We start from the raw sequence: 23,214 nt of genomic DNA, 5'->3' as shown, positions 1-23,214 counted from the left end.
CCGCACATGCCCCTGCCTCAGTGACAAGCATCACGTCGATGAGCGATTGCGTGACGCTCTTTGTCCGAACCCAACTAACTCCTCAACCACCGCTTTGTGGGCGGCTGCTGGTGATCCAGCGATATTCCGTCGGCTAACGTCACCATCAGCCTGTCCCCACCTGTCCTGTTGCCCTCACCTGCGGAGTCCCCCGATGAGCACTGCTGCCGCCCCCATCCGTTCCGGAGCGGTCCTCGCCGACCTGCTGCCCGCAGCCCGGCACCGCTACGCCGTGGACACCGCGCTGGTCCTCGGCGGCGCCGCACTCACCGGTATCGCTGCCCAGATAGCCGTCCCCGTTCCGGGCTCCCCGGTTCCCGTCACCGGCCAGACCTTCGCCGCGCTGCTCATCGGAACCGCCCTCGGAGCCCGTCGCGGCTTCCTCTCCCTCGCGCTGTACGCGCTCATCGGGATGGCCGGCATGCCGTGGTTCGCCGAGGGCAGCTCCGGAGCCGGCGGCGCCTCGTTCGGCTACGTGCTGGGCATGCTGCTCGCCGCCACGGTCGTCGGCGGCCTCGCCCGTCGCGGCGGCGACCGCTCGGTGCTGCGTACCGCGGGCACGATGGTGGTCGGTTCCGTGATCATCTACGCGGTCGGTGTGCCGTACCTGGCCCTCTCCACCGGGATGTCGATGAGCGCCGCCGTCGCGGCGGGCCTCACGCCGTTCCTGATCGGTGACGCCCTCAAGGCGGCGCTGGCCATGGGCGCGCTGCCCGCGTCCTGGAAGCTCATCGGGCGCCGCGGCTGATGCCGTAGGCCCCACCGGGAGGCCCGCCGGTCGTGCTGCCACAGCAGTGCGACCTGCGGGCCTCTCTCGTGTGCCCGGGGAACTCGGCGCCTCCGGTACGGTCCCGGGTTCACCGTGATCTCCTCGTACAGCGCCCGTACGGCGGCCCCCGGCCGCACCGTTGCGCGGCGAGAGCGGCCGCAGCAGGGCGACCCCGTGCGGGCAGCAAAGAGAGAGGCCCTCCGTTCGCTCGCCGGTATGCGTGCGAACGGAGGGCCTCCCCGGGTGAACCCGGCACCTGCCGTCAGGTGTCCGTGCCGGCTACTCGACCGGGGCCGCCGCCTTGCGGCCGCGCGCCTCGCGTACCAGGGAGACGGCCACGACCAGCGCCGCGACCAGCAGCGACAGCAGCACCTGCTCACGCCCGGCGTCGTCGGTCAGCATGTAGACGAGGACGAACGAGATCATCGCGATCGTCGCCCAGGTCAGATACGGGAAGAGCCACATCCGTACGACGAGCTTCTCCGGCGACTCGCGCAGGATGATGCCGCGCATCCGCAGCTGGGTGAAGCAGATCACCAGCCAGACGAACAGGGCGATGGCACCCGAGGAGTTCAGCAGGAACTGGAACACCGTGTCGGGCCACTGGTAGTTGAAGAAGACGGCCACGAATCCGAACACGACGGACGAGAGGATCGCCACCTGCGGCACGCCCCGCTTGTTCACCCGGGCGAAGGCCTTCGGGGCATCGCCCCGCTGACCGAGCGAGAAGCCCATCCGCGAGGCCGTGTAGAGGCCGGAGTTGAGGCAGGACAGCACGGCCGTCAGCACGATGACGTCCATGACCTGGCCGGCGTGCGGAATGCCGATGGCGTTCAGCGCGGCGACGTACGAGCCGTCCTTGACGATCGACGGGTCGTTCCACGGCAGCAGCGTCAGGACGATGAAGATCGAGCCCAGGTAGAAGATGGCGATACGCCAGATCACGCTGTTGGTCGCCTTGGAGACGGCGCGCTGCGGGTCCTCCGACTCACCGGCGGCCAGGGTCACGATCTCGCTGCCCATGAAGGAGAAGACGACCATCAGCACACCCGTGAGGATGGCGCCCGGCCCCTCGGGGAAGAACCCGCCGGTGTCCGTGAGGTGGGCGAGTCCCGAACCGGGGTTGTCCGAGCCCGGCAGCAGGCCGAAGACGGCGAGCATGCCGACGACGACGAAGGCGCCGATCGCCACGACCTTGATCCCGGCGAACCAGAACTCGAACTCACCGTACGAGCCGACGGACACCAGGTTGGTCGCGGTGAGTACCACCATGACGATCAGGGCCCAGGCCCACTGCGGAACGCCGGGGATCCAGCTCTCCAGGATCTTGGCACCCGCCGTGGCCTCGACGGCGAGCACCACGACCCAGAAGAACCAGTACAGCCAGCCGATCGAGAAGCCCGCCCAGCGGCCCAGGGCCCGGTCCGCATAGGCGGAGAAGGAGCCGGAGCTGGGGCGGGCGACAGCCATCTCGCCGAGCATCCGCATGACGAAGACGACCATCAGGCCGACGAGCGCGTACGACAGGAGAATGGCCGGTCCGGCGGCGGCGATACCGGCGCCGGAGCCTACGAAGAGGCCCGCGCCGATCACTCCGCCGATGGCGATCATCGAGAGATGACGGTTCTTGAGACCGGCCTGAAGCCCGTCCGTGCTGTCCGGCTTGTCCGGCCCGTCGGGCTGTTGGCCCGGCTCCACCAGAGTCGTCTGCGACGTCATGGATCGAATCCTTACGTTTTCTGATCGCGTGTGTCGGTCCTGCCTCGGCGGGGGTGGTGCGAAGGCAAGGCCACGCATTCAAGCCCGAATGACACCGGAAGGGGAACCCCCTCTTCCGGATCGTTGACCGGATCGTTGCCCGAGTGGAGTTGCACACAGGTCCCGAGGCCGCCGGGCCCCCGGACCGCCCGGTGGGTCCCGACCCCGCTGACGGCTACCCCGCCCGGTCCGTGCCACACTTCGCACCATGCGCGTGTACCTCGGCTCCGACCATGCCGGCTACGAACTCAAGAACCACCTCGTCGAGTGGCTCACGGCCCAGGGCCACGAGGCCGTCGACTGTGGTCCCCACATCTATGACGCCCAGGACGACTACCCGCCGTTCTGCCTGCGTGCCGCCGAGCGGACCGCAGCGGACAAGGGCAGCCTCGGCATCGTCATCGGCGGCTCCGGCAACGGCGAGCAGATCGCCGCCAACAAGGTCAAGGGCGTCCGCGCCGCACTCGCCTGGAGCGAGCAGACCGCCGCGCTCGGCCGTGAGCACAACGACGCCAACGTGGTGGCCATCGGCGGCCGGATGCACACGACGGAGGAGTCCACCAAGTTCGTCGAGATCTTCCTCGGCACCCCGTACTCGGGCGAGGAGCGTCACACCCGCCGCATCGAGATGCTGTCGGCGTACGAGGTGACCGGCGAGCTCCCCCCGATCCCGGCCCACCACCCGCAGCAGGGCTGAACCGCCCGCACCCGCTCCACTGTGCCGCCGGGTCCGTACCCGGCGGCACAGTCGTGTCACCGAGGAGATCCGCCGTGCCCGAGGGGCATACGATCCACCGCCTCGCCGCGGACCACCGCGAGCGGTTCGAGGGCGGTCCGGTGCGGGTGAGCAGCCCCCAGGGAAAGTTCTCCGACAGCGCGGCCCTGCTGGACGGCCGGACCCTCACCGGCGTGGACGCGCACGGGAAGCACCTCTTCCTGGGCTTCGACGGCCACGGCCCCGACGGGCAGGGCTCCGACAGGCTGCGCTTCGACGGGCCCGGCTGGGTCCATATCCACCTCGGCCTCTTCGGCAAGCTCGGCTTCGGCGCGACTCCGGCACCGCCGCCCACCGACACGGTCCGGCTCCGCCTGGTCAACGACGCCCACTACGCCGACCTGCGCGGCCCCACCACGTGCGTCCTGATCACCGAACCCGAGAAGCGGGCGATACACGACCGGCTCGGCCCGGACCCGCTGCGCACCGACGAGGACGGCGAGCGGGCCTGGCAGCGGATCTCCCGGAGCCGCGTCACCGTCGCCGCCCTGCTGATGGACCAGAAGGTCGTCGCGGGCGTCGGCAACGTGTACCGCGCCGAGGTCCTGTTCCGGCACGGCATCGACCCGTACCGCCTCGGGAAGGACCTCGCGCGCAGGGAGTGGGACGCGATCTGGTCCGACCTCGGCGAGCTGATGCGCGAGGGCGTACGGAACAACCGGATCGACACGGTCCGCCCCGAGCACCTGCCCGAGGCGATGGGCCGCCCACCGCGCGTCGACGACCACGGCGGCGAGGTCTACGTCTACCGGCGGGCCCGGCAGGCCTGCCACATCTGCGGCACCGGGATCCGGACCGCGGACCTCGCGGCCCGCAACCTCTTCTGGTGCCCGTCCTGCCAGAAGGGCGCATCCGCTCCGGACACGAGCGCGTCCGGTCCGTCCCGCGATTGAGGACAAAGCGGCTCCGGAACTCCTGCGGAGTACGCGTCCCGGACCGGGTCGGCCCGATTTCGAACGCATTGTCACAGGGGTCCCCCTGCACCGGAGGCTGTCGGGTGGATAGGGTCCCGGCAATGGCCCGTCGCAGAGGAGTAGACGCGTACCCGGCCCGGTGGCGAAGATCGGCACACCGGGCGCGCATCGCGCTGCGCAAGTCAGGCGTCGACTACTTCCGCGGGGACGGCTCCGACTGGATCGCGCTCGTCGGCCTCCTGCTCATCATTCCCGCGATCACCTGCGCCACTCTGCTGAACCCCGTGTGGTTCTCACCTGCCGCGCTGGCGCTGCCCATCGTCGCCGGTGGTCTGCTGCTCCGGCCGGCCAGCCTCCTCGGCCTGTACGCGGCCGCGGCCGCCGCCCTGATCGTGGAGTCGCTCAGCCTCGGCCCGTACATGAGGGAACCGGCCGGGGTCACTCCGGGCACCGTCCTGGTCGTCGCCGCCTGCGGCTTCTTCGGGCTGGTCCTCGCCCAGTTCCGGGCGAGGGTCGGAGTGCCGTGGAGACGCGGCGGCACGATGCTCTTCGACCTCCGCGAGAGGATCCGGGTCCAGAGCGCCCTGCCCCTGCTGCCCCAGGGCTGGCACCGCGAGATGGCACTGCGCCCGGCCGGCGGCCAGTCCTTCTCCGGCGACTTCGTCGTCGCGGCCCGTACCAACGGCGGGCGCACCCTCGAAGCGGTCCTCACGGACGTGTCCGGCAAGGGCATGGACGCGGGCTCCCGGGCCCTGCTGCTGTCGGGCGCCTTCGGCGGCCTTCTCGGCTCACTTCCCCCGCACGGCTTCCTGCCCGCGGCCAACGGCTACCTCCTGCGCCAGGACTGGGACGAGGGCTTCGCCACGTCGATCCACCTCGTCCTGGATCTGGAGTCGGGCGACTACGAACTCCTGTCCGCCGGCCACCCGCCTGCCCTGCAACTGCACGCGGGCAGCGGCCAGTGGGAGGAGAAGGCCGCGGAGGGGCCGCTGCTGGGCGTGTACGACGGAGCCCAGTTCGACGCGGTGAAGGGCTCGTTGGCGCCCGGCGATGTGCTGATGCTCTTCACCGACGGTCTGGTGGAGGCGTCCGACCGGGACATGGCCGAGGGCATCGACCGGCTGACCGGCGAGGCCGACCGCTATGTCGCCACGGGCTTCGAGGGCGCGGCCTGGCACCTGATCGAGGCGTGCGCGAAGGACGTCAACGACGACCGCGCGCTGCTGCTTCTGTCCCGTCGCTCCTGAACCGTGCGGAAGCGTACGAAAAGGTGCAACCGTCAATGCGGGCACCCACTTTCACCCGGACGTGGATCTCCCGGGGCGGGGCACGGACACGGAGAGGCGGCCCCCGTGCCCGTGCCAGGCGGTCAGACCGGCACCGCGGGCTTCTCGGCCTCCCGGTCCTTCGCGGTCCCTCCGGGCAGGAAGCGGGCCAGCCGGTCCGAGCGGCCGGCCGCCAGCGGCGCCAGGACCGCGAGCAGGAGCACATAACCGGCGATGAACGGGGAGAGCCGTTCGTCGAGTCCGGCGCCCGCCGCCATGGTCGCGAGAATCAGGGCGAACTCGCCGCGGGCCAGCAGTGTGGTCGAGATGTTCGCGGTGGCCCGGGGGCCGAAGGCGTAGATCCTGGCGGCGGCCAGCCCCGCGACCACGTTCATCGCCATGGTCACCGCGACCGCGGCGAGCACCGGCCACACGACGCTCGGCAGGTCGCCCGGGTCGATCGAGAGGCCGAACGCGAAGAAGAAGATGGCGCCGAAGGCATCACGCAGCGGATGGACGAGCTTGAGGATGCGCGGGCCCGACGCGGTGCTGCCGAGCATCAGGCCGACCATGAACGCGCCGATCGCGTCGGCCACCCCGAACCACTCGGAGACGCCCGCGACGAAGACGGCCGCGCCGAGGAAGGAGATGACGAGGAGTTCGTCGTCCTTGGTGTCGAAGAGCCGGGAGACGACCTTGGTTCCGAAGCGCGCTGCCAGCGCGAGGAGCAGCAGGAAGCCGAACGCCTTGCCCCCGTCGAGGGCCGCGGCGGAGAGGCTGTCCGCGCCGGAGAGGATGGGCTGGAGCGCGGCCAGGTAGAGGGCGAGGAAGACGTCCTCGACGACGATGATGCCCAGGATCGGTTTGGTCTCGGCGTTGCCGATGCGCCCGAGGTCCACCAGGACCTTGGTGACGATCGCCGAGGACGAGATCCCGAGCACACCGGCGAGGACCAGTGCCTCGGAAGTGCCCCAGCCCAGCGCGAAGCCGAAGCCGAGTCCGGCGCCGACGTTCAGTGCGAGGTACGTGCCGCCTGCGAGCGCCATCTTGCGCCCGCCCGCCTTGAGGTCGTCGAGGTGGAACTCCAGGCCCAGGTAGAAGAGCAGCAGGACCAGGCCCAGCGCGGAGAGCATCTCCAGCTCGTGGGGATCGTCGACGAGGACGACACCCGGTGTGTGCGGGCCGAGCAGGATCCCGGCCAGGATGAACAGGGGAATGGTCGGCAGTCCGATCCGGCCGCCGACGCGGGCGAGGACGGCGGCGGCCAGGAAGGCGCCGCCCATGGCGATGAGCGTGTCTGCGTGTCCGATGAGCCTGATCCTTCGTTAGGTCAAGAGAGCGTCAAGGAATCGTCAGTAATTAGTTTACCGAACCATTGACGCTGCAACTGTGAACCCGCCGAACGTCGGCCCCGAGGCGTACAGTCGGGCGCATGCCGACCCCGTATCTGACCCTGGCCGAGGTCGAGTTCACAGCTCGCGAGGCCCATCGCGCCCAGACCGACAAGGCGGGGCGCCCCTACGCCGAGCACCTTGCCGCGGTGGCCGAGGGTGTACGGATCCGGGGCGGGAGCGACGAGCAGATCGCCGCCGCCTGGTTGCACGACGCCGTCGAGGACGGCGCGCTGTCCCGGCAGTGGCTGGACGAGGCCCCGCTCCCGCGGCAGGTCAAGGAAATGGTCCTCGCCGTCACCAAGCGGGACGGCGAGGACCTCTCCGCGTACACCGGGCGGATTCTCGCCACGCCCGGCGCGCTGCTGATCAAGGAGTCGGACCTGGCGCACAACGCCGATCCGGACCGCCTCGCGGTCCTGGATCCGGCGACGCGTACCCGGTTGACGGCGAAATATGCGCAGGTACGTGGGCTGTTGGGGCTCCCCGGCGGCGAATGGCCCACCGACCGGTCGGATCCGGCCAACCCCGCGGCAGGCTGATCCCGGACCGGCCTTCGCCGGTCCGGGGCCGGACCACGCGACGGCCGGAACCCGTCCGGGCACGTCGCGGGCCGGACGGGCTCAGCGCCTGGCGGCCCTCCGGCGGAAGGCCCAGTTCAGATCCGGCTCGGTGGCGAACCGCAGTACGCGCCGGACCGGGGGAGTGCACATCAGGGTGACGGCGGCAGCCGCGACCACGGAGACGACCAGCAGGCCGGCAGGACCGGTGAGCCACTCGTACCGGTCGAACAGGCCGAAGTATCCGGCGCCCTTCACGAGGAAGCCGTGCAGCAGATAGCCGCAGATCGTCCCGGCTCCCAGCACGGTGAACCACATGTGACGGCGCGGCACCCAGGCCAGGAAGCCGATCGTGAGGACGAGCGCGCACCCGAACATCGCCAGGGACATCACGGCCCCCGACCACCACGGCGCGCCCAGTTCCTGTGCGGCACTGCTCCGGTAGAACCAGCCGAGCTGCATGCGCGGAGCCGCCCAGTAGGCGAACAGCAGGGCCCCTGCGAACAGCGGCAGGGCGAGCAGCCGCACCTCACGTCGCCGGACCAGCTGGAAGTGCTCGGACTTCAGCAGGAGACCCAGCACGAAGAACGGCAGGAGCTGCAGGACACGCTGCAGATCGAGATCGTCACCGATGCCCGGAGTCACCGACGCGAGCACGGCGATCGTGAGGGCGACGGGCAGCGGGTGGCGCAGTGACTGCCACAGCGGAGTGGTGACCCGCCAGATGAACAGGGCGATCAGGAACCAGGTGAGGAACAGGGGGTCGAGCAGGGTGACCGGGACGTCCTCAGAACCGCCGCCCGCGTACCGCTTGAACAGTGAGTACGCCGTCTCGAACAGGACATAGGGCACCGCCACCCCGGTGACCAGACGCTTCACCTTCGTGGGACTCATGTCGAACGACCGTGAGAAGTAGCCGGAGATGAGGATGAAGGCCGGCATGTGGAACGTGTACACGACCATGTACAGGGCGCGCGCGGCGCGGCTGCCGTCCATCACCGGTTCCCAGGCGTGGGCCACCGCGACGAGCACGATCGCGAGGTACTTCACATTGTCGAAGTAGGCATCGCGCTGCTTGGCCGGAGCGGGGCCCCCGGAGGCCGCAGGGGCGGCGGAGCGGGCCGGGGCGGACACCGGGGGAGTCCTGACGGCCGTCGACGCCGCGCGCTCGTGTCTGGGCTCCGATTCCCGGGTCTCCGGGGGGATCGGGGCCCTCTTGAATTCGCTCGGAGCTTGGAACATCTAAAGCACCTTAGACCTGTTGATTGCCATGCGTGAAACTCTCAAGAGATTTCGCGTGTTCCCGCTCATTCGAAAATGAAACCACCGAAAACCGCCCGCTATGAGGCGGTTAATCCCCCTTAAACGGTGCATATCGTCGCGTAGTTGGGGAGAGTGAATTTCGTCGCACGAACACGCGGCGCAATGCTGTGAATGAAGTGTGGGGGTATGGAAACGATCACAGTGGCCGATATTCGAACTGCCTCGAGCGCAGTCGGCGCGCGGATTTCCGGCTGCGCCCCGGCGTGCCTTCTCCTCGCGCCCCGTGCGCCGATCCGCCCCGGGGTGCACGCGGGCGCGAGGATGGCGCGATCCGGACAGTGCCATCCGTCACCTGGCAGCACCCACAGGGGAGTTGGTGGCACGATGGAGTCAACGGAGGTGTGCTGGGCTGCACACCCTCCGGGCCGGCAAGGCGGACCGACCAAGGGTGTGATCAGTCGTGGCCATTTCACTGTCTGTGGTGCTGATGCTGGGGATCATCCTGGTGGTGCTGATCCGCGGCGGGTCCATCAAGGGCGGGCCGGCGGTCGTGGCCGTGCTCTTCGGCTTCTTCCTGGCATCGACGGGCATGGCGCCGTCGATCAACAGATTCATGAACTCGATAGCCGAGACGATCAACCAGATCAGCTTCTGATCCGCGCACGCAAAGGGCCCGGTCCGACGAGTAACCGTCGGACCGGGCCCTGGCGTGGAGCGGGCGACGGGAATCGAACCCGCGTAGCTAGTTTGGAAGACTAGGGCTCTACCATTGAGCTACGCCCGCAAGCGGTGCACCGCGGGTCCTGTGGACCGCGGCACGAAAAGCATCGTAGCGGGTCGGGGAAGGTGCGCGCACACCTGTATCGGTGTGACCGTCCGTGACCGCCTTCGGAAAGCGTGCTGCGCACTGCTTGTCGGCATGTACCCTACGTGTCGCACCGACGGGGTGTGGCGCAGCTTGGTAGCGCGTCCGCTTTGGGAGCGGAAGGTCGTCGGTTCGAATCCGGCCACCCCGACCACCAGCAAGATCTTCAGGCAAGATCGCGTTGTGGGAGTCATCCCGCTTGCCGTTACTATGCAAATTGCGTGCCCGTGTGTCTGATGTACCGGGCTCGATCCGCGAAGCCGCCTCTCGGCGGCCCAGCAGAACCCCAAGAAGTCAGCCACCAAGGAGACCGAACCGTGAAGAGCGCCGTGGAGACCCTGAACCCGACCCGGGTTCGGCTCAGCATTGAGGTGCCCTTCGAGGAGCTCAAGGACAGCCTCGACGCGGCGTACAAGAAGATCAACCAGCAGGTCACGGTGAAGGGCTTCCGTAAGGGCAAGATCCCCAACCGCGTCATCGACCAGCGGTTCGGCCGTGGTGCTGTGCTGGAGGAGGCCGTCAACGACGCCCTTCCGAAGTTCTACACCGAGGCTGTCAACGAGGGTGAGCTCAATGTCCTGGGCCAGCCCGAGGTTGACATCACCGAACTGAAGGACGGCGAGCTGCTGGCCTTCACCGCCGAGGTGGATGTCCGTCCCGAGATCGAGATTCCGGACTACTCCGGCATCGAGGTCACCGTGGACGCACTCGAGGTCACCGACGAGGACGTCGACAAGGCCGTGGAGCAGCTCCGCGAGCGCTTCGCCTCGACCAACCCGGTCGAGCGCGCGGCCGCCGAGGGCGACGTCGTCACGATCGACCTGGAGGCCAAGGTCGACGGAGAGGTCCTGGAGGACGGCGTGGCCGCCGGTGTCTCGTACACCATCGGTTCCGGCGAGCTCCTCGAGGGCATCGACGAGGCCGTGACCGGCCTGGAGGCCGGTGGCGAGGCCACCTTCACCTCCGAGCTGAAGGGCGGCTCCGCCGAGGGCAAGGAAGCGGAGGTCACCGTCAAGGTCACCACCGTCGCCTCCCGCGAACTGCCCGAGCTGGATGACGACTTCGCGCAGATGGCGAGCGAGTTCGACACGCTGGCCGAGCTCCGCGAGGACAGCCGCAAGCGCCTCGAGAACACCAAGCAGTACGACCAGGCCACCCAGGCCCAGGAGCGCGTCCTCGACGAGCTGCTGAAGCTGGCCGAGGTCCCGATCCCCGAGAAGCTTCTCGCGGACGAGGTCCAGACCCGCAAGCACAACCTCGAGCACCACCAGCTCGGCCAGATGGGTCTCGACCTCGAGAAGTACCTGGAGATCCAGGGCAAGACGCTCGAGGAGTTCGAGGCCGAGACCTCCGAGCAGGCCATCAAGGGCATCAAGACCCAGTTCATCCTGGACGAGCTCGTCAACAAGGAGAAGCTGAACGTCAACCAGGAGGAGCTCACCGAGCACCTCATGCGGCGCGCTGCTTCCTCCGGCATGAGCCCCGACCAGTTCGCCCAGGCCGTCGTCGAAGGCGGCCAGGTGCCGATGCTCGTCGGCGAGGTCGCCCGCGGCAAGGCGCTCGCGGTGGTCGTCGAGGCCGCCAAGGTCGTCGACACCAACGGTGAGGTCGTCGAGCTCGAGGACGACGAGGAAGAGGCCGTCGAGACGGTCGAGGCCGTCGAGGGCACCGCTGACGCGGTCGCCGACGACGAGAAGACCGAGGCCTGATCCTCGAACTGATCGGCTTTTCTGATCCGTACACGACGGGCTCCGGACGTACCACGTCCGGGGCCCGTCGGCGTATCGGTCCGCACCCCCAGAACCCTTGTGCGGACTGCCGACCTTGCGCTCCCAGCGAACAGTTGGGGAAGCGGGATGGCGTTGTCCCACCTGCGCGTTAGGGTCCATGAAGAGGAAGGGTCGGGTTCAGTCCCGGCCCACCCGGTACGAAGACGCTGAGACGGCCGGAGCCGTCAGAGACGAGCAGGTGGATACGTGACGAATCTGATGCCCTACGCCGCCGGAGAGCCGTCCCTCGGTGGAGGCCTCGGTGACCAGGTCTACAGCCGACTGCTCGGCGAACGCATCATCTTCCTCGGTCAGCAGGTCGACGATGACATCGCCAACAAGATCACCGCACAGCTTCTGCTCCTTGCCGCGGACCCGGACAAGGACATCTACCTCTACATCAACAGCCCCGGCGGCTCGGTGACGGCAGGCATGGCGGTCTACGACACCATGCAGTACATCCCGAACGACGTGGTCACCATCGGTATGGGCATGGCGGCCTCGATGGGCCAGTTCCTGCTCACCGGTGGTACGGCGGGCAAGCGCTTCGCGCTCCCGAACACCGACATCCTCATGCACCAGGGTTCGGCCGGCATCGGCGGTACCGCCTCGGACATCAAGATCCAGGCCCAGTACCTGCTCCGCACCAAGACGCGGATGGCGGAGATCACCGCCCACCACTCCGGCCAGACCGTGGAAACGATCATCCGCGACGGCGACCGCGACCGCTGGTACACGGCGGAGGAGGCCAAGGACTACGGCCTCATCGACGAGATCATCACGGTCGCGTCGGGCATCCCGGGCGGCGGCGGCACCGGCGCCTGATCCGGCCCCCGGACAGGCACCACGCCGCACCCTCTCGTACGCCACTCGTACGCCGAGACTCCCAGCCCACATGAACGCCACCAGGATGGTGAACACCCACATGAACAACTTCCCCGGCGCCTCCGCGAGCGGCCTCTACACCGGCCCGCAGGTGGACAACCGCTACGTCGTCCCGCGCTTCGTGGAGCGCACCTCGCAGGGTGTGCGTGAGTACGACCCGTACGCGAAGCTCTTCGAGGAGCGTGTGATCTTCCTCGGTGTGCAGATCGACGACGCCTCGGCCAACGACGTCATGGCGCAGCTGCTGTGCCTGGAGTCGATGGACCCGGACCGCGACATCTCGATCTACATCAACAGCCCCGGCGGCTCGTTCACCGCGCTCACCGCGATCTACGACACGATGCAGTTCGTGAAGCCGGACATCCAGACGGTCTGCATGGGCCAGGCGGCCTCCGCCGCCGCCGTCCTGCTGGCCGCGGGCACCCCGGGCAAGCGCATGGCGCTCCCGCACGCCCGTGTGCTGATCCACCAGCCGTCCTCGCAGACCGGCCGTGAGCAGCTCTCCGACCTGGAGATCGCGGCCAACGAGATCCTGCGGATGCGCACCCAGCTCGAGGAGATGCTGGCCAAGCACTCCACCACCCCGCTGGAGAAGATCAGCGAGGACATCGAGCGCGACAAGATCCTTACCGCCGACGACGCACTCGCGTACGGTCTGGTGGACCAGATTGTCTCCACCCGCAAGACCACAGCCGGCGCGGCCGTCTGACGTCGGTCTTTCCCCTTGGCACATTCCACCAGCACGGCCACGGCCGTGTGAACCGTGCCAAGGGGGGCCCGAACGGGGGGCCAGGCAAGGTACCGTCGGATAGAGGCACCAGGAGCCGCTGAACCAGGCTGCTCCCAGGCGAAGGGGAAGCACCTCGTGGCACGCATCGGTGATGGCGGCGACCTGCTCAAGTGCTCGTTCTGTGGAAAGAGCCAGAAGCAGGTGAAGAAGCTCATCGCAGGACCCGGTGTGTACATCTGCGACGAGTGCATCGATCTCTGCAACGAGATCATCGAGGAGGAGCTCGCCGAGACCTCCGAGGTGCGGTGGGAGGAGCTCCCCAAGCCGCGCGAGATCTACGAGTTCCTCGAGGGGTACGTCGTCGGGCAGGAGCCCGCGAAGAAGGCCCTCTCGGTCGCGGTGTACAACCACTACAAGCGGGTCCAGGCCGGTGAGAACGGCGGCGGCGCGAATCGTGACGACGCGATCGAGCTCGCCAAGTCCAACATCCTGCTGCTGGGCCCCACGGGCTCCGGCAAGACGCTCCTCGCGCAGACGCTGGCCCGCATGCTCAACGTCCCGTTCGCCATCGCCGACGCGACAGCGCTGACGGAGGCCGGCTACGTCGGCGAGGACGTCGAGAACATTCTGCTGAAGCTGATCCAGGCCGCGGACTACGACGTCAAGAAGGCCGAGACCGGGATCATCTACATCGACGAGATCGACAAGGTCGCCCGCAAGAGCGAGAACCCGTCGATCACCCGCGATGTCTCCGGCGAGGGCGTCCAGCAGGCCCTGCTGAAGATCCTGGAGGGCACCACGGCCTCCGTACCGCCGCAGGGCGGCCGGAAGCACCCGCACCAGGAGTTCATCCAGATCGACACGACGAACGTGCTGTTCATCGTGGGCGGTGCCTTCTCCGGTCTGGAGAAGATCATCGAGTCGCGCGCCGGCGCCAAGGGCATCGGCTTCGGCGCGACGATCCGCTCGAAGCTGGAGATCCAGGCGAGCGACCAGTTCCAGGAGGTCATGCCGGAGGACCTGGTGAAGTTCGGGATGATCCCCGAGTTCATCGGCCGCCTCCCCGTACTGACCTCGGTCCACAACCTGGACCGCGAGGCGCTGCTCCAGATCCTGGTCGAGCCGCGTAACGCCCTGGTGAAGCAGTACCAAAGGCTGTTCGAACTCGACGGTGTGGAGCTGGACTTCGAGCGCGAGGCGCTGGAAGCCATCGCCGACCAGGCGATCCTGCGCCAGACGGGCGCACGTGGTCTGCGCGCGATCATGGAGGAAGTCCTCCAGTCCGTGATGTACGAGGTCCCGTCCCGCAAGGACGTGGCCCGCGTGGTCATCACCCCGGACGTCGTCCGCAACAACGTCAACCCGACGCTGGTCCCGCGCGAGCCGCGCACGATCGGCAAGAACGACGACGGTGGCCGCCACGAGAAGTCCGCGTAGCGGCAGCGGCAGCGATACGTACGCCGAAGGGGCGCCCGGCCAATGGCCGGGCGCCCCTTCGGCGTTGAAGGTCAGACCTTGGTGCGCGAGGTGTTGTAGAGCTTGGCCGCGAGGGCGGCCGTCTCGTCGAGCGTCATGGACTTGTTGGTCATGGCCGCGCCGATGTCGACGCCGATGACCGCCGCGACGGTGCTGTAGTCGGCCCAGATGCAGACAGGCATCACCATCTCCTTGGGGCCTCCTGCCGCGGTGCCGTCGGCCTTGTCGTTGACCACCTTCATTTCCTGGCACTTCATGAGCGCGCCCTCGAAGCCTTCCGGCGTGACGCTCTTGGGGCTGCCGACCAGGGTGGCCTTGCCCTCGTCCTCGTCCTCGGCCATCCCGACCTTGGCCTGCGCGAACATGCCGTCGAGGGCCTTCGCCGGGTCGGACACCTCGCCCCAGTTGCCGTAGAGCATGAGCATCTTGGTCGTGAGGGGGTTCTTCTCGAGGTCGCCGCTCTGGTACTGCGCCTCGGCCTTGTGGGCGTCCTTGATGCCCAGGGCCTCGGCCTCTGCCTTCTCCTTGCTCGTCATCGTGTCCGAGGAGGAGTCCTTCTTGCCCTGCTTGTAATCGCCCACCGAGGCGGCCGGTGTGATCTTGTACCCCTTGGTGGAGTCCGCCACGTCACCGTTGCCCCCACCCGACGTGAGGAAGTAGACCCCGCCCGCGATGACCGCCAGCGCCACGACCGCGCCGCCGATGATCAGGCCGGTCTTCTTCTTCGGTGCGGCCGGAGGCATCTGGCCGCCGTACGCCTGCTGGCCGCCGTACGGGGGCGTGGGCGGCTGCTGGCCGTACGGGCCCGGCTGCTGGCCCTGCGGGTAGCCGTAGCCCTGCGGGGGCTGCTGCGGCGGGACACCCTGGGGGGCCTGCTGCGGGTAGCCGTAACCGGGCTGGCCCTGCGGCGGGCCCTGCGGCGGCTGTCCGCCGTACGGGCCCGGCTGCTGGCCGTAGGGTCCGGGCTGGCCCTGCGGCGGCTGACCGCCGTACGGGCCCGGCTGGTTGTAGCTCATTGGGCTGTCCCCTCCAGAATGCTTATGCGTTCCGAACATCCTGGCGGATGGGGCCGTGACATGGGGCACCGGGCTGCACACCGTTACTGAACTATCCCGTTTCAGTGCACGACTGTGACGGCCCTAAACTGTGGTGCGTGACCGAGAACTCATCGCAGCAGCCAGTCAGCAACCCCGAACTGCCGACCCAGTACGCGCCGGCCGAGGTAGAGGGGAAACTGTACGAGCGCTGGGTGGAGCGCGGTTATTTCGAAGTTGACGAGCACAGCGACAAGCCGCCCTACAGCATCGTCATCCCGCCGCCGAACGTCACAGGATCCCTCCACCTGGGACACGCCTTCGAGCACACACTGATCGACGCCCTGGTCCGCCGTAAGCGGATGCAGGGCTTCGAGGCGCTGTACCAGCCGGGCATGGACCACGCTGGCATCGCCACCCAGAACGTCGTCGAGCGCGAGCTCGGCAAGGAGGGCAAGTCCCGCCACGACCTGGGGCGCGAGGCCTTCGTCGAGCGCGTCTGGCAGTGGAAGAACGAGTCCGGCGGACAGATCTCCGGACAGATGCGGCGTCTTGGCGAGGGAGTCGCCTGGTCCCGTGAGCGCTTCACCATGGACGAGGGTCTGTCCAAGGCCGTCCAGACCGTCTTCAAGCAGATGTACGACGACGGGCTGATCTACCGCGCCGAGCGCATCATCAACTGGTGCCCGCGCTGCCTCACCGCGATCTCGGACATCGAGGTCGAGTACCAGGAGGACGACGGCGAGCTCGTCTCCATGCAGTACGGCGAGGGCGACGAGACCATCGTCGTCGCCACCACCCGCGCCGAGACGATGCTCGGTGACACCGCCGTCGCCGTCCACCCCGACGACGAGCGCTACAAGCACCTGGTCGGCAAGCAGATCAAGCTGCCGCTGACCGACCGTACGATCCCGGTCGTCGCCGACCACCACGTCGACCCCGAGTTCGGCACCGGCGCCGTCAAGGTGACCCCGGCCCACGACCCGAACGACTTCGAGATCGGCAAGCGCCACGACCTGCCGTTCCTGACCGTCCTGGACGAGCGGGCCATCATCACCGTCCCCGGCCCCTTCCAGGGACTGGACCGGCTGGAAGCCCGCTCCGCCATCGTTGCCGCCCTGCGCGCCGAGGGCCGGATCGTCGCCGAGAAGCGCCCGTACGTCCACTCCGTCGGGCACTGCTCGCGTTGCAAGACCACCATCGAGCCGCGCCTCTCCCTCCAGTGGTGGGTCAAGGTCGCCCCGCTCGCCAAGGCGGCCGGTGACGCCGTCCGCGACGGCAAGGTCAAGATCCACCCGCAGGAGATGGAGAAGCGGTACTTCGACTGGGTCGACAACCTCCACGACTGGACCATCTCGCGCCAGCTCTGGTGGGGGCACCGCATCCCCGTCTGGTACGGCCCGAACGGCGAGGTCGTCTGCGTCGGACCGGACGACGAGGCGCCCACCGGCGACGGCTGGACCCAGGACAGCGATGTCCTGGACACCTGGTTCTCCTCCGGGCTGTGGCCGTTCTCCACGCTCGGCTGGCCCGAACAGACCGACAGCCTCGCGAAGTTCTACCCCAACTCCGTCCTCGTCACCGGCTACGACATCCTGTTCTTCTGGGTCGCCCGGATGATGATGTTCGGGTTGTACGTCAACGACGGTGTCCCGCCGTTCGGCACGATCGTCCTGCACGGCATGGTCCGCGACGAGCACGGCAAGAAGATGTCGAAGTCCTTCGGCAACGTGGTCAACCCGCTGGACTGGATGGACAAGTACGGTTCGGACGCCCTGCGCTTCACCCTCGCGCGCGGAGCCAACCCGGGCACCGACGTCCCGATCGGCGAGGACTGGGTCCAGGGTTCGGCGAAGTTCGCCAACAAGATCTGGAACGCCACCCGTTTCGCGCTGATGAACGGCGCGACCATCGAGGGCGAACTGCCGTCCGCCGACGAGATGTCGGTGACCGACCGCTGGATCCTGTCGCGGCTGAACAAGACGGTTGCGGACGTCGACGCGTACTACGACGACTTCCAGTTCGCCAAGATCAGTGAGGCGCTGCGTCACTTCGCCTGGGACGAGGTCTTCGACTGGTACGTCGAGCTCTCCAAGACGACCTTCTTCGCGGGCGGTCGTCCGGCCGAAGTCTCGGGGCGGGTCCTGGGCGAGGTCCTCGACGTGATGCTGCGGCTTCTGCATCCGATCGTCCCCTTCGTCACCGAGTCGCTGTGGACCGCCCTGACCGGACGCGAGTCGATCGTCATCGCAGACTGGCCGGCAGACTCCGGCTTCCGCGACGACGCGGCCGAGAAGGAGATCGAGCTCGTCCAGCAGGTCGTCACGGAGGTCCGCCGATTCCGCAACGATCAGGGTCTTCAGCCAGGTCAGAAGGTCCCTGCCGAGCTCTCCCTGGTGGGCACGGCGCTCGCCCCCCACGAGGCGGCCATGCGTCAGCTCACGCGTCTGCAGCCCGCCGGTGACAGCTTCCACGCCACGGCGACGCTCCCGGTCGCGGGGGCCACGGTCGCCCTGGACCTCTCCGGCACGATCGACGTCGAGGCGGAGCGCAAGCGCCTGACGAAGGACCTCGGCGCAGCCGAGAAGGAGAAGGCGCAGGCCAACGGGAAGCTGAACAACGAGGCGTTCCTGGGCAAGGCACCCGACAACGTGGTCGACAAGATCCGCGGCCGGCTCGCGAAGGCCGAGGCCGACATCGAGCGGATCACCGCCCAGCTGGCGAATCTGCCGCAGAGCTGATGATCTGAGGACGAAGCCCCCGCACCCCCGACCGACCGGGGGAGCGGGGGCTTCGCCGTGGCCCGGGGGAGCGGGGCTGCGGGCGCTGCGCGCGTTGTCGGTGCGCATCCGTAGACTGGCCCTGTGAGTGAGCCCCGCCCTTCAGACCGGCACGACGCGTCAGACTCCGACGACACCTTCGAGGAGATCGTCGACGAAGCGACCCAGCGCGACCCCGACCTGGCGGTGATCGAGGCCGGGAGCCGCACGCTGCGCACCCAGTCGGGACCGCCCCAGGGCGATGTGGTCCCCGCCCGCCCCACCGACCCCGAGATCGACAGGGCGCTGCGCGCCGTGGAGCAGGAGCTCGCCGGACGCTGGGGCGAGACCAAGCTCGAGCCGTCGGTGACCCGCATCGCGGCCCTGATGGACGTACTCGGCGAGCCGCAGCGCGCCTACCCCTCGATCCACATCACCGGGACGAACGGCAAGACCAGCACGGCCCGCATGATCGAGGCCCTGCTCAACGCCTTCGAGCTGCGCACCGGCCGCTACACCTCCCCGCACGTCCAGTCGATCACCGAGCGGATCAGCCTGGACGGCGCCCCGATCGAGGCCGAGCGCTTCATCGAGACGTACGAGGACATCAAGCCGTACGTCGAGATGGTCGACGCCCAGCAGGAGTACCGGCTGTCGTTCTTCGAGGTGCTGACGGGCATGGCCTACGCGGCCTTCGCCGACGCACCGGTCGACGTCGCGGTCGTCGAGGTCGGCATGGGCGGTACCTGGGACGCGACCAACGTCATCGACGCCTCGGTCGCCGTCGTCACCCCCATCTCGCTGGACCACACCGACCGCCTCGGCACGACCCCCGCGGAGATCGCCGGCGAGAAGTCCGGAGTCATCAAGCAGGGCGCGACGGTGATCCTGGCCCAGCAGCCGGTCGACGCCGCGCAGGTCATGCTGAAGAAGGCCGTCGAGGTGGACGCCACGGTGGCCCGCGAGGGCATGGAGTTCGGCGTCGTCTCCCGTGAGGTCGCGGTCGGCGGCCAGCTGCTGACGCTCCGGGGCCTCGGCGGGGAGTACGAGGACGTCTTCCTCCCGCTGTACGGCGCCCACCAGGCGCACAACGCCGCGGTGGCGCTCGCCGCCGTCGAGGGGTTCTTCGGTATCGGTGCCGAACAGGCCCGCAGCCTCGACATCGAAGCGGTCCGCAAGGCCTTCCTCGCGGTGCTCTCGCCGGGACGGCTCGAAGTCGTACGGTCCAGCCCGACCGTCGTCCTGGACGCCGCGCACAATCCGGCAGGCGCCGTTGCCGCCTCCGCGGGGATCTCCGAGGCCTTCAGCTTCTCCCGGCTCATCGGGGTCGTCGGCGCCAGTGAGGGCAAGGACGTCCGGGGGCTCCTCGAAGCCTTCGAACCGGTCTTCGCCGAGGTCGTCGTCACCCAGAACTCCAGCCCGCGCGCGATGGACGCGGACGAGCTGGCCGCGGTCGCCGTCGAGGTGTTCGGCAACGAGCGCGTCCAGGTCGAGCCCCGCCTCGACGACGCGCTGGAGGCCGCCATCACCCTCGCCGAGGAGGACGCGGAGTACGCGGGTGCCGGAGTGCTGGTGACCGGATCCGTGATCACTGTCGGCGAGGCCCGGCTGCTTCTGGGAAGGCGCTGACCTGTGCGTACGCTCTGTGCTTCGACGCTGATCGGCGAGTTCTTCGTGATCGGCTTCGCCGGACTCGTTGCGATGAAGTCCGACGACATGTCCATGGCCACGGTCTGGACGGTCTGCGGCATCGGCATGTTGCTGTCCGTCCTGCTCTGCGGTGTCATCACCCGCCCCGGCGGGATACAGCTTGGCTGGGCGCTGCAGGTGGTCCTGGTGCTGAGCGGCTTCGTCGTCCCCATGATGTTCATCCTCGGCCTGGTCTTCGGGGTGCTGTGGTGGGCCTCGGTGCACTACGGCCGCAAGATCGACGAGGCGAAGGCACGGTGGGCGGCGCAGGCCGAGGCCCAGGAGGGCACAGAGGCTCCGGCCTGAAGATGACGCAGCGTGAGCCCGGCCGTCGGCCTGTTCCCGCACCCCTGTAATCTCGCCTCACCGCACCCGTACCCGCAGTCTGCAAGGAGCCGCACATGACTCAGCGCACCCTCGTCCTTCTCAAGCCGGATGCCGTACGGCGTGGGCTGATCGGCGAGATCGTCGGCCGCATCGAACGCAAGGCCGGCTGGACGATCACCGCGCTGGAGTTGCGTACGCTCGACCAGGAGACCCTGGAGCAGCACTACGGCGAGCACAAGGGCCGCCCGTTCTACGAGCCGCTCGTCGAGTTCATGGCCTCCGGCCCCGTCGTCGCTCTCGTGGCCGAGGGTGAGCGGATCATCGAGGGTGTTCGCGCCCTGGCCGGCCCCACCGACCCGATCGCCGCCGCGCCCGGCTCGATCCGTGGCGACTTCGGGACGGTCACCCGGGAGAACCTCATCCACGCCTCGGACTCCGAGGAGTCCGCAGAGCGAGAACTGAAGCTTTTCTTTCCCGGACTTTCCTGACTTCGGCTCGGCCAATCAGCGCTCATGACCTGGGGCGACCGAAGTAATTCGGTCGCCCTTCGGCATAGGGTCCCGGATCGCGGGAACGCATCCTTCCGACGTAACGTCACCATGGGTGGGACGGGCAGCCGTTCCGCTCACATTGGCGAAGGACCCTCGCGCTGTGTCCGTGCTCACGGCACTACGATGGAAGCTTCCACGCCCGCAGCGCCAACCCTCGCCTACCTAAAACAAGCCATTCTTCGCTTCTTGGGAAGGCCCGACGCATCCTCATGGGGAACAAGGGGAACTCAATGTCGTTCATCGGCCGTGACATGGCTATCGACCTCGGGACTGCCAACACGCTGGTGTACGTCAGGGGGCGCGGCATCGTCCTGAACGAGCCGTCCGTCGTGGCCATCAACACCAACACCGGCGGAATCCTGGCGGTCGGCTCCGAGGCCAAGAAGATGATCGGCCGTACGCCGGGCAACATCGTTGCCGTACGGCCTCTGAAGGACGGCGTGATCGCCGACTTCGAGATCACGGAGCGCATGCTCCGCTACTTCATCCTCAAGATCCACAAGCGCCGCTACCTGGCCCGTCCGCGGGTCGTCGTCTGTGTGCCCTCCGGCATCACAGGGGTCGAGCGACGCGCCGTGATCGAGGCGTCGACGCAGGCCGGCGCCCGGCAGGTGCACATCATCGAAGAGCCCATGGCCGCGGCCATCGGCTCCGGCCTGCCGGTCCACGAGGCCACCGGCAACATGGTCGTCGACATCGGTGGCGGCACCACCGAGGTCGCGGTGATCTCGCTCGGCGGAATCGTCACTGCCCAGTCCATCCGGGTCGCCGGTGACGAGCTGGACAACGCGATCATCCAGCACATCAAGAAGGAGTACTCGCTCCTCCTCGGTGAGCGGACCGCCGAACAGATCAAGATCACGATCGGCTCGGCGTTCGACCTCGAGAAGGAGGAGCACACGGAGATCCGTGGGCGCGACCTGGTCTCGGGGCTGCCCAAGACCGTGGTCATCTCCGCCACGGAGGTCCGCAAGGCCATCGAGGAGCCGGTCAACGCGATCGTCGACGCCGTGAAGACGACGCTCGACAAGTGCCCGCCGGAGCTCTCCGGCGATGTCATGGACCGCGGCATCGTCCTCACCGGTGGCGGCGCGCTCCTGCGCGGCCTCGACGAGCGGCTGCGCCACGAGACGGGCATGCCGATCCACATCGCCGAGGACCCGCTGGACTCGGTGGCACTCGGGTCCGGCAAGTGCGTCGAGGAGTTCGAGGCACTCCAGCAGGTGCTGGACGCCCAGCCCCGACGGTAGAACCCGACGTTCCGCCGTACGGGTGCTGCCGCTCCCGTACGGCGGAACGTTGATATACAGGCACCAATATTCCGACGAGGAAGGCACGGCCGCCGCACGTGAGGGACACACGAGAGAGCCGGCTGCTCCTGGTGCTGCTGATCGCCATCGCGTTCGCTTTGATCACGGTGGACATCCGCGGTGGCGAGGAGTCGCCGGTCGACGGCGCCCGGCAGGCCGCCGCCACGGTCTTCGGACCGGTCGAGAACGGCGTAGCAGCGGCGGTGGACCCGGTGGGCAACGCCATCGGCGCCGTACGGGACTCCGGTGAGAGGCACGACCGGATCGCGGCCCTGGAGCAGGAGAACGCCGCGCTGAAGGCGAAACTGGGCAGCGACGACCGCAACAGCAGCAAGGTCCGCCAGCTCGACAGCATGCTCAAGGCCGCCGGAGCCGGCCAGTACGGCATCAAGGGCGCCGAGGTCATCGCCATAGGAGCGGCCCAGGGCTTCTCCTGGACGATCACCATCGACGCGGGATCCAACGACGGCCTCAAGCGCGACATGACCGTACTCAACGGTGAAGGACTCGTCGGCCGTGTCACCACCGTCGGTCCGAACACCGCGACCGTCCTGCTGGCCAACGACCCCGACTTCACCGTCGGCACCCGGATGGAGAAGACCGACGAGCTCGGCTTCGCCACCGGACAGGGCTCCCGGCCGCTCTCGGTCCAGTTCCTCAACGGCAAGGCGAAGGTGAGGAAGGGCGACCGGCTGGTCACCTTCGGATCGAGCAAGGACAAGCCCTTCGTCCCCGGCGTCCCGGTCGGCGAAGTGGTCCGTGTCGACCCGTCGGGTGGCGACCTGACCAGGACCGTCTACGTCCGCCCGTACGTCGGCTTCACCAAGCTCGACATCGTCGGCATCGTCGTCCAGGCACCCCGTGAGGACCCGCGCGACATGGTGCTGCCGAAGCAGCCCAAGAAGCCGGAGAAGCCGAAGCCCACCCCGACCGTCACCGTCACGGTCCAGCCGAACGGCGACCTGGTCGACGGCAGCGGCAAGGTCGTCGGGAACATCAACGAGAAGCCCGACGCGGACGCCTCCGGGAACGCCGACGCGAACGCGACCGGCAACGCCGACAACGCGGCCGACGAGCAGGAATAG

At 68.3% G+C, this 23,214-nt stretch carries 20 protein-coding genes and 2 tRNA genes; 17 read left to right on the top strand and 5 right to left on the bottom strand.

What is annotated here, in order from left to right:
• The first annotated feature begins 193 nt into the window (after nt 1-193).
• Nucleotides 194-787: a biotin transporter BioY gene (locus ACFW9O_RS09900; protein ID WP_351166759.1), complete on the top strand. Its 594-nt coding sequence runs from the start codon at nt 194-196 to the stop codon at nt 785-787.
• Between the two features lie 300 nt (nt 788-1,087).
• Here ACFW9O_RS09900 and ACFW9O_RS09895 read toward each other — a convergent pair whose 3' ends face one another.
• A complete protein-coding gene (locus ACFW9O_RS09895) occupies nt 1,088-2,527 on the bottom strand; it encodes an amino acid permease (protein ID WP_351179938.1) in 1,440 nt (479 codons plus the stop codon).
• 247 nt (nt 2,528-2,774) lie between these two features.
• Here ACFW9O_RS09895 and ACFW9O_RS09890 point away from each other — a divergent pair, with 247 nt between their 5' ends.
• From ACFW9O_RS09890 to ACFW9O_RS09880, 3 genes are all read left to right on the top strand, one after another.
• The gene (locus tag ACFW9O_RS09890; protein ID WP_351179941.1) at nt 2,775-3,263 is read left to right on the top strand and encodes a ribose-5-phosphate isomerase; all 489 of its coding nucleotides are present in this window, start codon (nt 2,775-2,777) and stop codon (nt 3,261-3,263) included.
• Between the two features lie 74 nt (nt 3,264-3,337).
• The gene (locus ACFW9O_RS09885; protein WP_384607017.1) at nt 3,338-4,234 is read left to right on the top strand and encodes an Fpg/Nei family DNA glycosylase; all 897 of its coding nucleotides are present in this window, start codon (nt 3,338-3,340) and stop codon (nt 4,232-4,234) included.
• Nucleotides 4,235-4,356: 122 nt separating this feature from the next.
• Nucleotides 4,357-5,502 (top strand): PP2C family protein-serine/threonine phosphatase, encoded by a 1,146-nt coding sequence (locus ACFW9O_RS09880; protein WP_351179947.1) that lies wholly within the window; start codon nt 4,357-4,359, stop codon nt 5,500-5,502.
• Nucleotides 5,503-5,624: 122 nt separating this feature from the next.
• Here ACFW9O_RS09880 and ACFW9O_RS09875 read toward each other — a convergent pair whose 3' ends face one another.
• Complete coding sequence (locus ACFW9O_RS09875; protein WP_384607014.1) at nt 5,625-6,803, bottom strand: cation:proton antiporter; 1,179 nt, start codon at nt 6,801-6,803, stop codon at nt 5,625-5,627.
• Between the two features lie 149 nt (nt 6,804-6,952).
• Between ACFW9O_RS09875 and ACFW9O_RS09870 the strand changes: the two genes are divergently transcribed.
• Complete coding sequence (locus tag ACFW9O_RS09870) at nt 6,953-7,453, top strand: HD domain-containing protein (protein WP_384607011.1); 501 nt, start codon at nt 6,953-6,955, stop codon at nt 7,451-7,453.
• A gap of 81 nt (nt 7,454-7,534) precedes the next feature.
• Here the strand turns inward: ACFW9O_RS09870 and ACFW9O_RS09865 are convergent, their stop codons facing one another.
• Nucleotides 7,535-8,713, bottom strand: coding sequence for an acyltransferase family protein (locus ACFW9O_RS09865; protein WP_384607009.1), 1,179 nt, complete (start codon nt 8,711-8,713; stop codon nt 7,535-7,537).
• 481 nt (nt 8,714-9,194) lie between these two features.
• On the opposite strand from ACFW9O_RS09865, the gene ACFW9O_RS09860 reads away from it, so the two are divergent.
• Nucleotides 9,195-9,389, top strand: coding sequence for a hypothetical protein (locus tag ACFW9O_RS09860; protein WP_329211088.1), 195 nt, complete (start codon nt 9,195-9,197; stop codon nt 9,387-9,389).
• 55 nt (nt 9,390-9,444) lie between these two features.
• Here the strand turns inward: ACFW9O_RS09860 and ACFW9O_RS09855 are convergent.
• Nucleotides 9,445-9,518: transfer RNA gene (locus tag ACFW9O_RS09855), tRNA-Gly, on the bottom strand.
• A gap of 158 nt (nt 9,519-9,676) precedes the next feature.
• Between ACFW9O_RS09855 and ACFW9O_RS09850 the strand changes: the two genes are divergently transcribed.
• The 5 genes from ACFW9O_RS09850 to clpX all read left to right on the top strand — a co-directional run bounded on the left by ACFW9O_RS09850 (nt 9,677) and on the right by clpX (nt 14,420).
• A tRNA-Pro gene (locus ACFW9O_RS09850) sits at nt 9,677-9,753 on the top strand.
• A gap of 163 nt (nt 9,754-9,916) precedes the next feature.
• The gene (gene tig, locus ACFW9O_RS09845) at nt 9,917-11,308 is read left to right on the top strand and encodes a trigger factor (protein WP_384607006.1); all 1,392 of its coding nucleotides are present in this window, start codon (nt 9,917-9,919) and stop codon (nt 11,306-11,308) included.
• 279 nt (nt 11,309-11,587) lie between these two features.
• On the top strand, nt 11,588-12,193 hold the full coding sequence (locus ACFW9O_RS09840; protein ID WP_164494208.1) for an ATP-dependent Clp protease proteolytic subunit: 606 nt from the start codon (nt 11,588-11,590) through the stop codon (nt 12,191-12,193).
• Nucleotides 12,194-12,278: 85 nt separating this feature from the next.
• The gene (locus tag ACFW9O_RS09835; RefSeq protein WP_351179963.1) at nt 12,279-12,962 is read left to right on the top strand and encodes an ATP-dependent Clp protease proteolytic subunit; all 684 of its coding nucleotides are present in this window, start codon (nt 12,279-12,281) and stop codon (nt 12,960-12,962) included.
• Nucleotides 12,963-13,118: 156 nt separating this feature from the next.
• Nucleotides 13,119-14,420 carry an ATP-dependent Clp protease ATP-binding subunit ClpX gene (gene clpX / locus ACFW9O_RS09830; RefSeq protein ID WP_056785577.1) on the top strand — a complete coding sequence of 434 codons (1,302 nt, stop codon included), beginning with the start codon at nt 13,119-13,121 and terminating at the stop codon, nt 14,418-14,420.
• A gap of 71 nt (nt 14,421-14,491) precedes the next feature.
• Here the strand turns inward: clpX and ACFW9O_RS09825 are convergent, their stop codons facing one another.
• Nucleotides 14,492-15,475, bottom strand: a complete 984-nt coding sequence (locus tag ACFW9O_RS09825; RefSeq protein ID WP_384607003.1) for a hypothetical protein — start codon at nt 15,473-15,475, stop codon at nt 14,492-14,494.
• A 137-nt stretch (nt 15,476-15,612) separates the two neighbouring features.
• On the opposite strand from ACFW9O_RS09825, the gene ACFW9O_RS09820 reads away from it, so the two are divergent.
• The 6 genes from ACFW9O_RS09820 (at nt 15,613) to mreC (ending at nt 23,214) form a co-directional block, all read left to right on the top strand.
• Nucleotides 15,613-18,234, top strand: a complete 2,622-nt coding sequence (locus tag ACFW9O_RS09820) for a valine--tRNA ligase (protein WP_384607000.1) — start codon at nt 15,613-15,615, stop codon at nt 18,232-18,234.
• Between the two features lie 123 nt (nt 18,235-18,357).
• A complete protein-coding gene (locus tag ACFW9O_RS09815) occupies nt 18,358-19,881 on the top strand; it encodes a bifunctional folylpolyglutamate synthase/dihydrofolate synthase (RefSeq protein WP_384606997.1) in 1,524 nt (507 codons plus the stop codon).
• Between the two features lie 3 nt (nt 19,882-19,884).
• Nucleotides 19,885-20,247 carry a DUF4233 domain-containing protein gene (locus tag ACFW9O_RS09810; protein WP_384606995.1) on the top strand — a complete coding sequence of 121 codons (363 nt, stop codon included), beginning with the start codon at nt 19,885-19,887 and terminating at the stop codon, nt 20,245-20,247.
• Nucleotides 20,248-20,342: 95 nt separating this feature from the next.
• Nucleotides 20,343-20,756: a nucleoside-diphosphate kinase gene (gene ndk / locus ACFW9O_RS09805; protein ID WP_329211101.1), complete on the top strand. Its 414-nt coding sequence runs from the start codon at nt 20,343-20,345 to the stop codon at nt 20,754-20,756.
• Between the two features lie 293 nt (nt 20,757-21,049).
• Nucleotides 21,050-22,069, top strand: a complete 1,020-nt coding sequence (locus ACFW9O_RS09800; protein WP_329211103.1) for a rod shape-determining protein — start codon at nt 21,050-21,052, stop codon at nt 22,067-22,069.
• Nucleotides 22,070-22,167: 98 nt separating this feature from the next.
• On the top strand, nt 22,168-23,214 hold the full coding sequence (mreC, locus tag ACFW9O_RS09795; RefSeq protein ID WP_384606992.1) for a rod shape-determining protein MreC: 1,047 nt from the start codon (nt 22,168-22,170) through the stop codon (nt 23,212-23,214).

The sequence above is a fragment of the Streptomyces sp. NPDC059499 genome, from assembly GCF_042749285.1.
GTDB lineage: Bacteria > Actinomycetota > Actinomycetes > Streptomycetales > Streptomycetaceae > Streptomyces.
The sequence above is the reverse complement of the archived record's forward strand: the minus strand, read 5'-3'. Positions and strand labels throughout refer to the sequence as shown.

Bases quoted from the DNA above. Each gene is read 5' to 3' on its own strand.
- ACFW9O_RS09900 (WP_351166759.1), top strand. From the start codon at position 194: ATGAGCACTGCTGCCGCCCCCATCCGTTCCGGAGCGGTCCTCGCCGAC.
- ACFW9O_RS09895 (WP_351179938.1), bottom strand. From the start codon at position 2,527: ATGACGTCGCAGACGACTCTGGTGGAGCCGGGCCAACAGCCCGACGGG.
- ACFW9O_RS09890 (WP_351179941.1), top strand. From the start codon at position 2,775: ATGCGCGTGTACCTCGGCTCCGACCATGCCGGCTACGAACTCAAGAAC.
- ACFW9O_RS09880 (WP_351179947.1), top strand. From the start codon at position 4,357: ATGGCCCGTCGCAGAGGAGTAGACGCGTACCCGGCCCGGTGGCGAAGA.
- ACFW9O_RS09875 (WP_384607014.1), bottom strand. From the start codon at position 6,803: ATGGGCGGCGCCTTCCTGGCCGCCGCCGTCCTCGCCCGCGTCGGCGGC.
- ACFW9O_RS09870 (WP_384607011.1), top strand. From the start codon at position 6,953: ATGCCGACCCCGTATCTGACCCTGGCCGAGGTCGAGTTCACAGCTCGC.
- ACFW9O_RS09865 (WP_384607009.1), bottom strand. From the start codon at position 8,713: ATGTTCCAAGCTCCGAGCGAATTCAAGAGGGCCCCGATCCCCCCGGAG.
- ACFW9O_RS09840 (WP_164494208.1), top strand. From the start codon at position 11,588: ATGCCCTACGCCGCCGGAGAGCCGTCCCTCGGTGGAGGCCTCGGTGAC.
- ACFW9O_RS09835 (WP_351179963.1), top strand. From the start codon at position 12,279: ATGGTGAACACCCACATGAACAACTTCCCCGGCGCCTCCGCGAGCGGC.
- ACFW9O_RS09825 (WP_384607003.1), bottom strand. From the start codon at position 15,475: ATGAGCTACAACCAGCCGGGCCCGTACGGCGGTCAGCCGCCGCAGGGC.
- ndk (WP_329211101.1), top strand. From the start codon at position 20,343: ATGACTCAGCGCACCCTCGTCCTTCTCAAGCCGGATGCCGTACGGCGT.
- ACFW9O_RS09800 (WP_329211103.1), top strand. From the start codon at position 21,050: ATGTCGTTCATCGGCCGTGACATGGCTATCGACCTCGGGACTGCCAAC.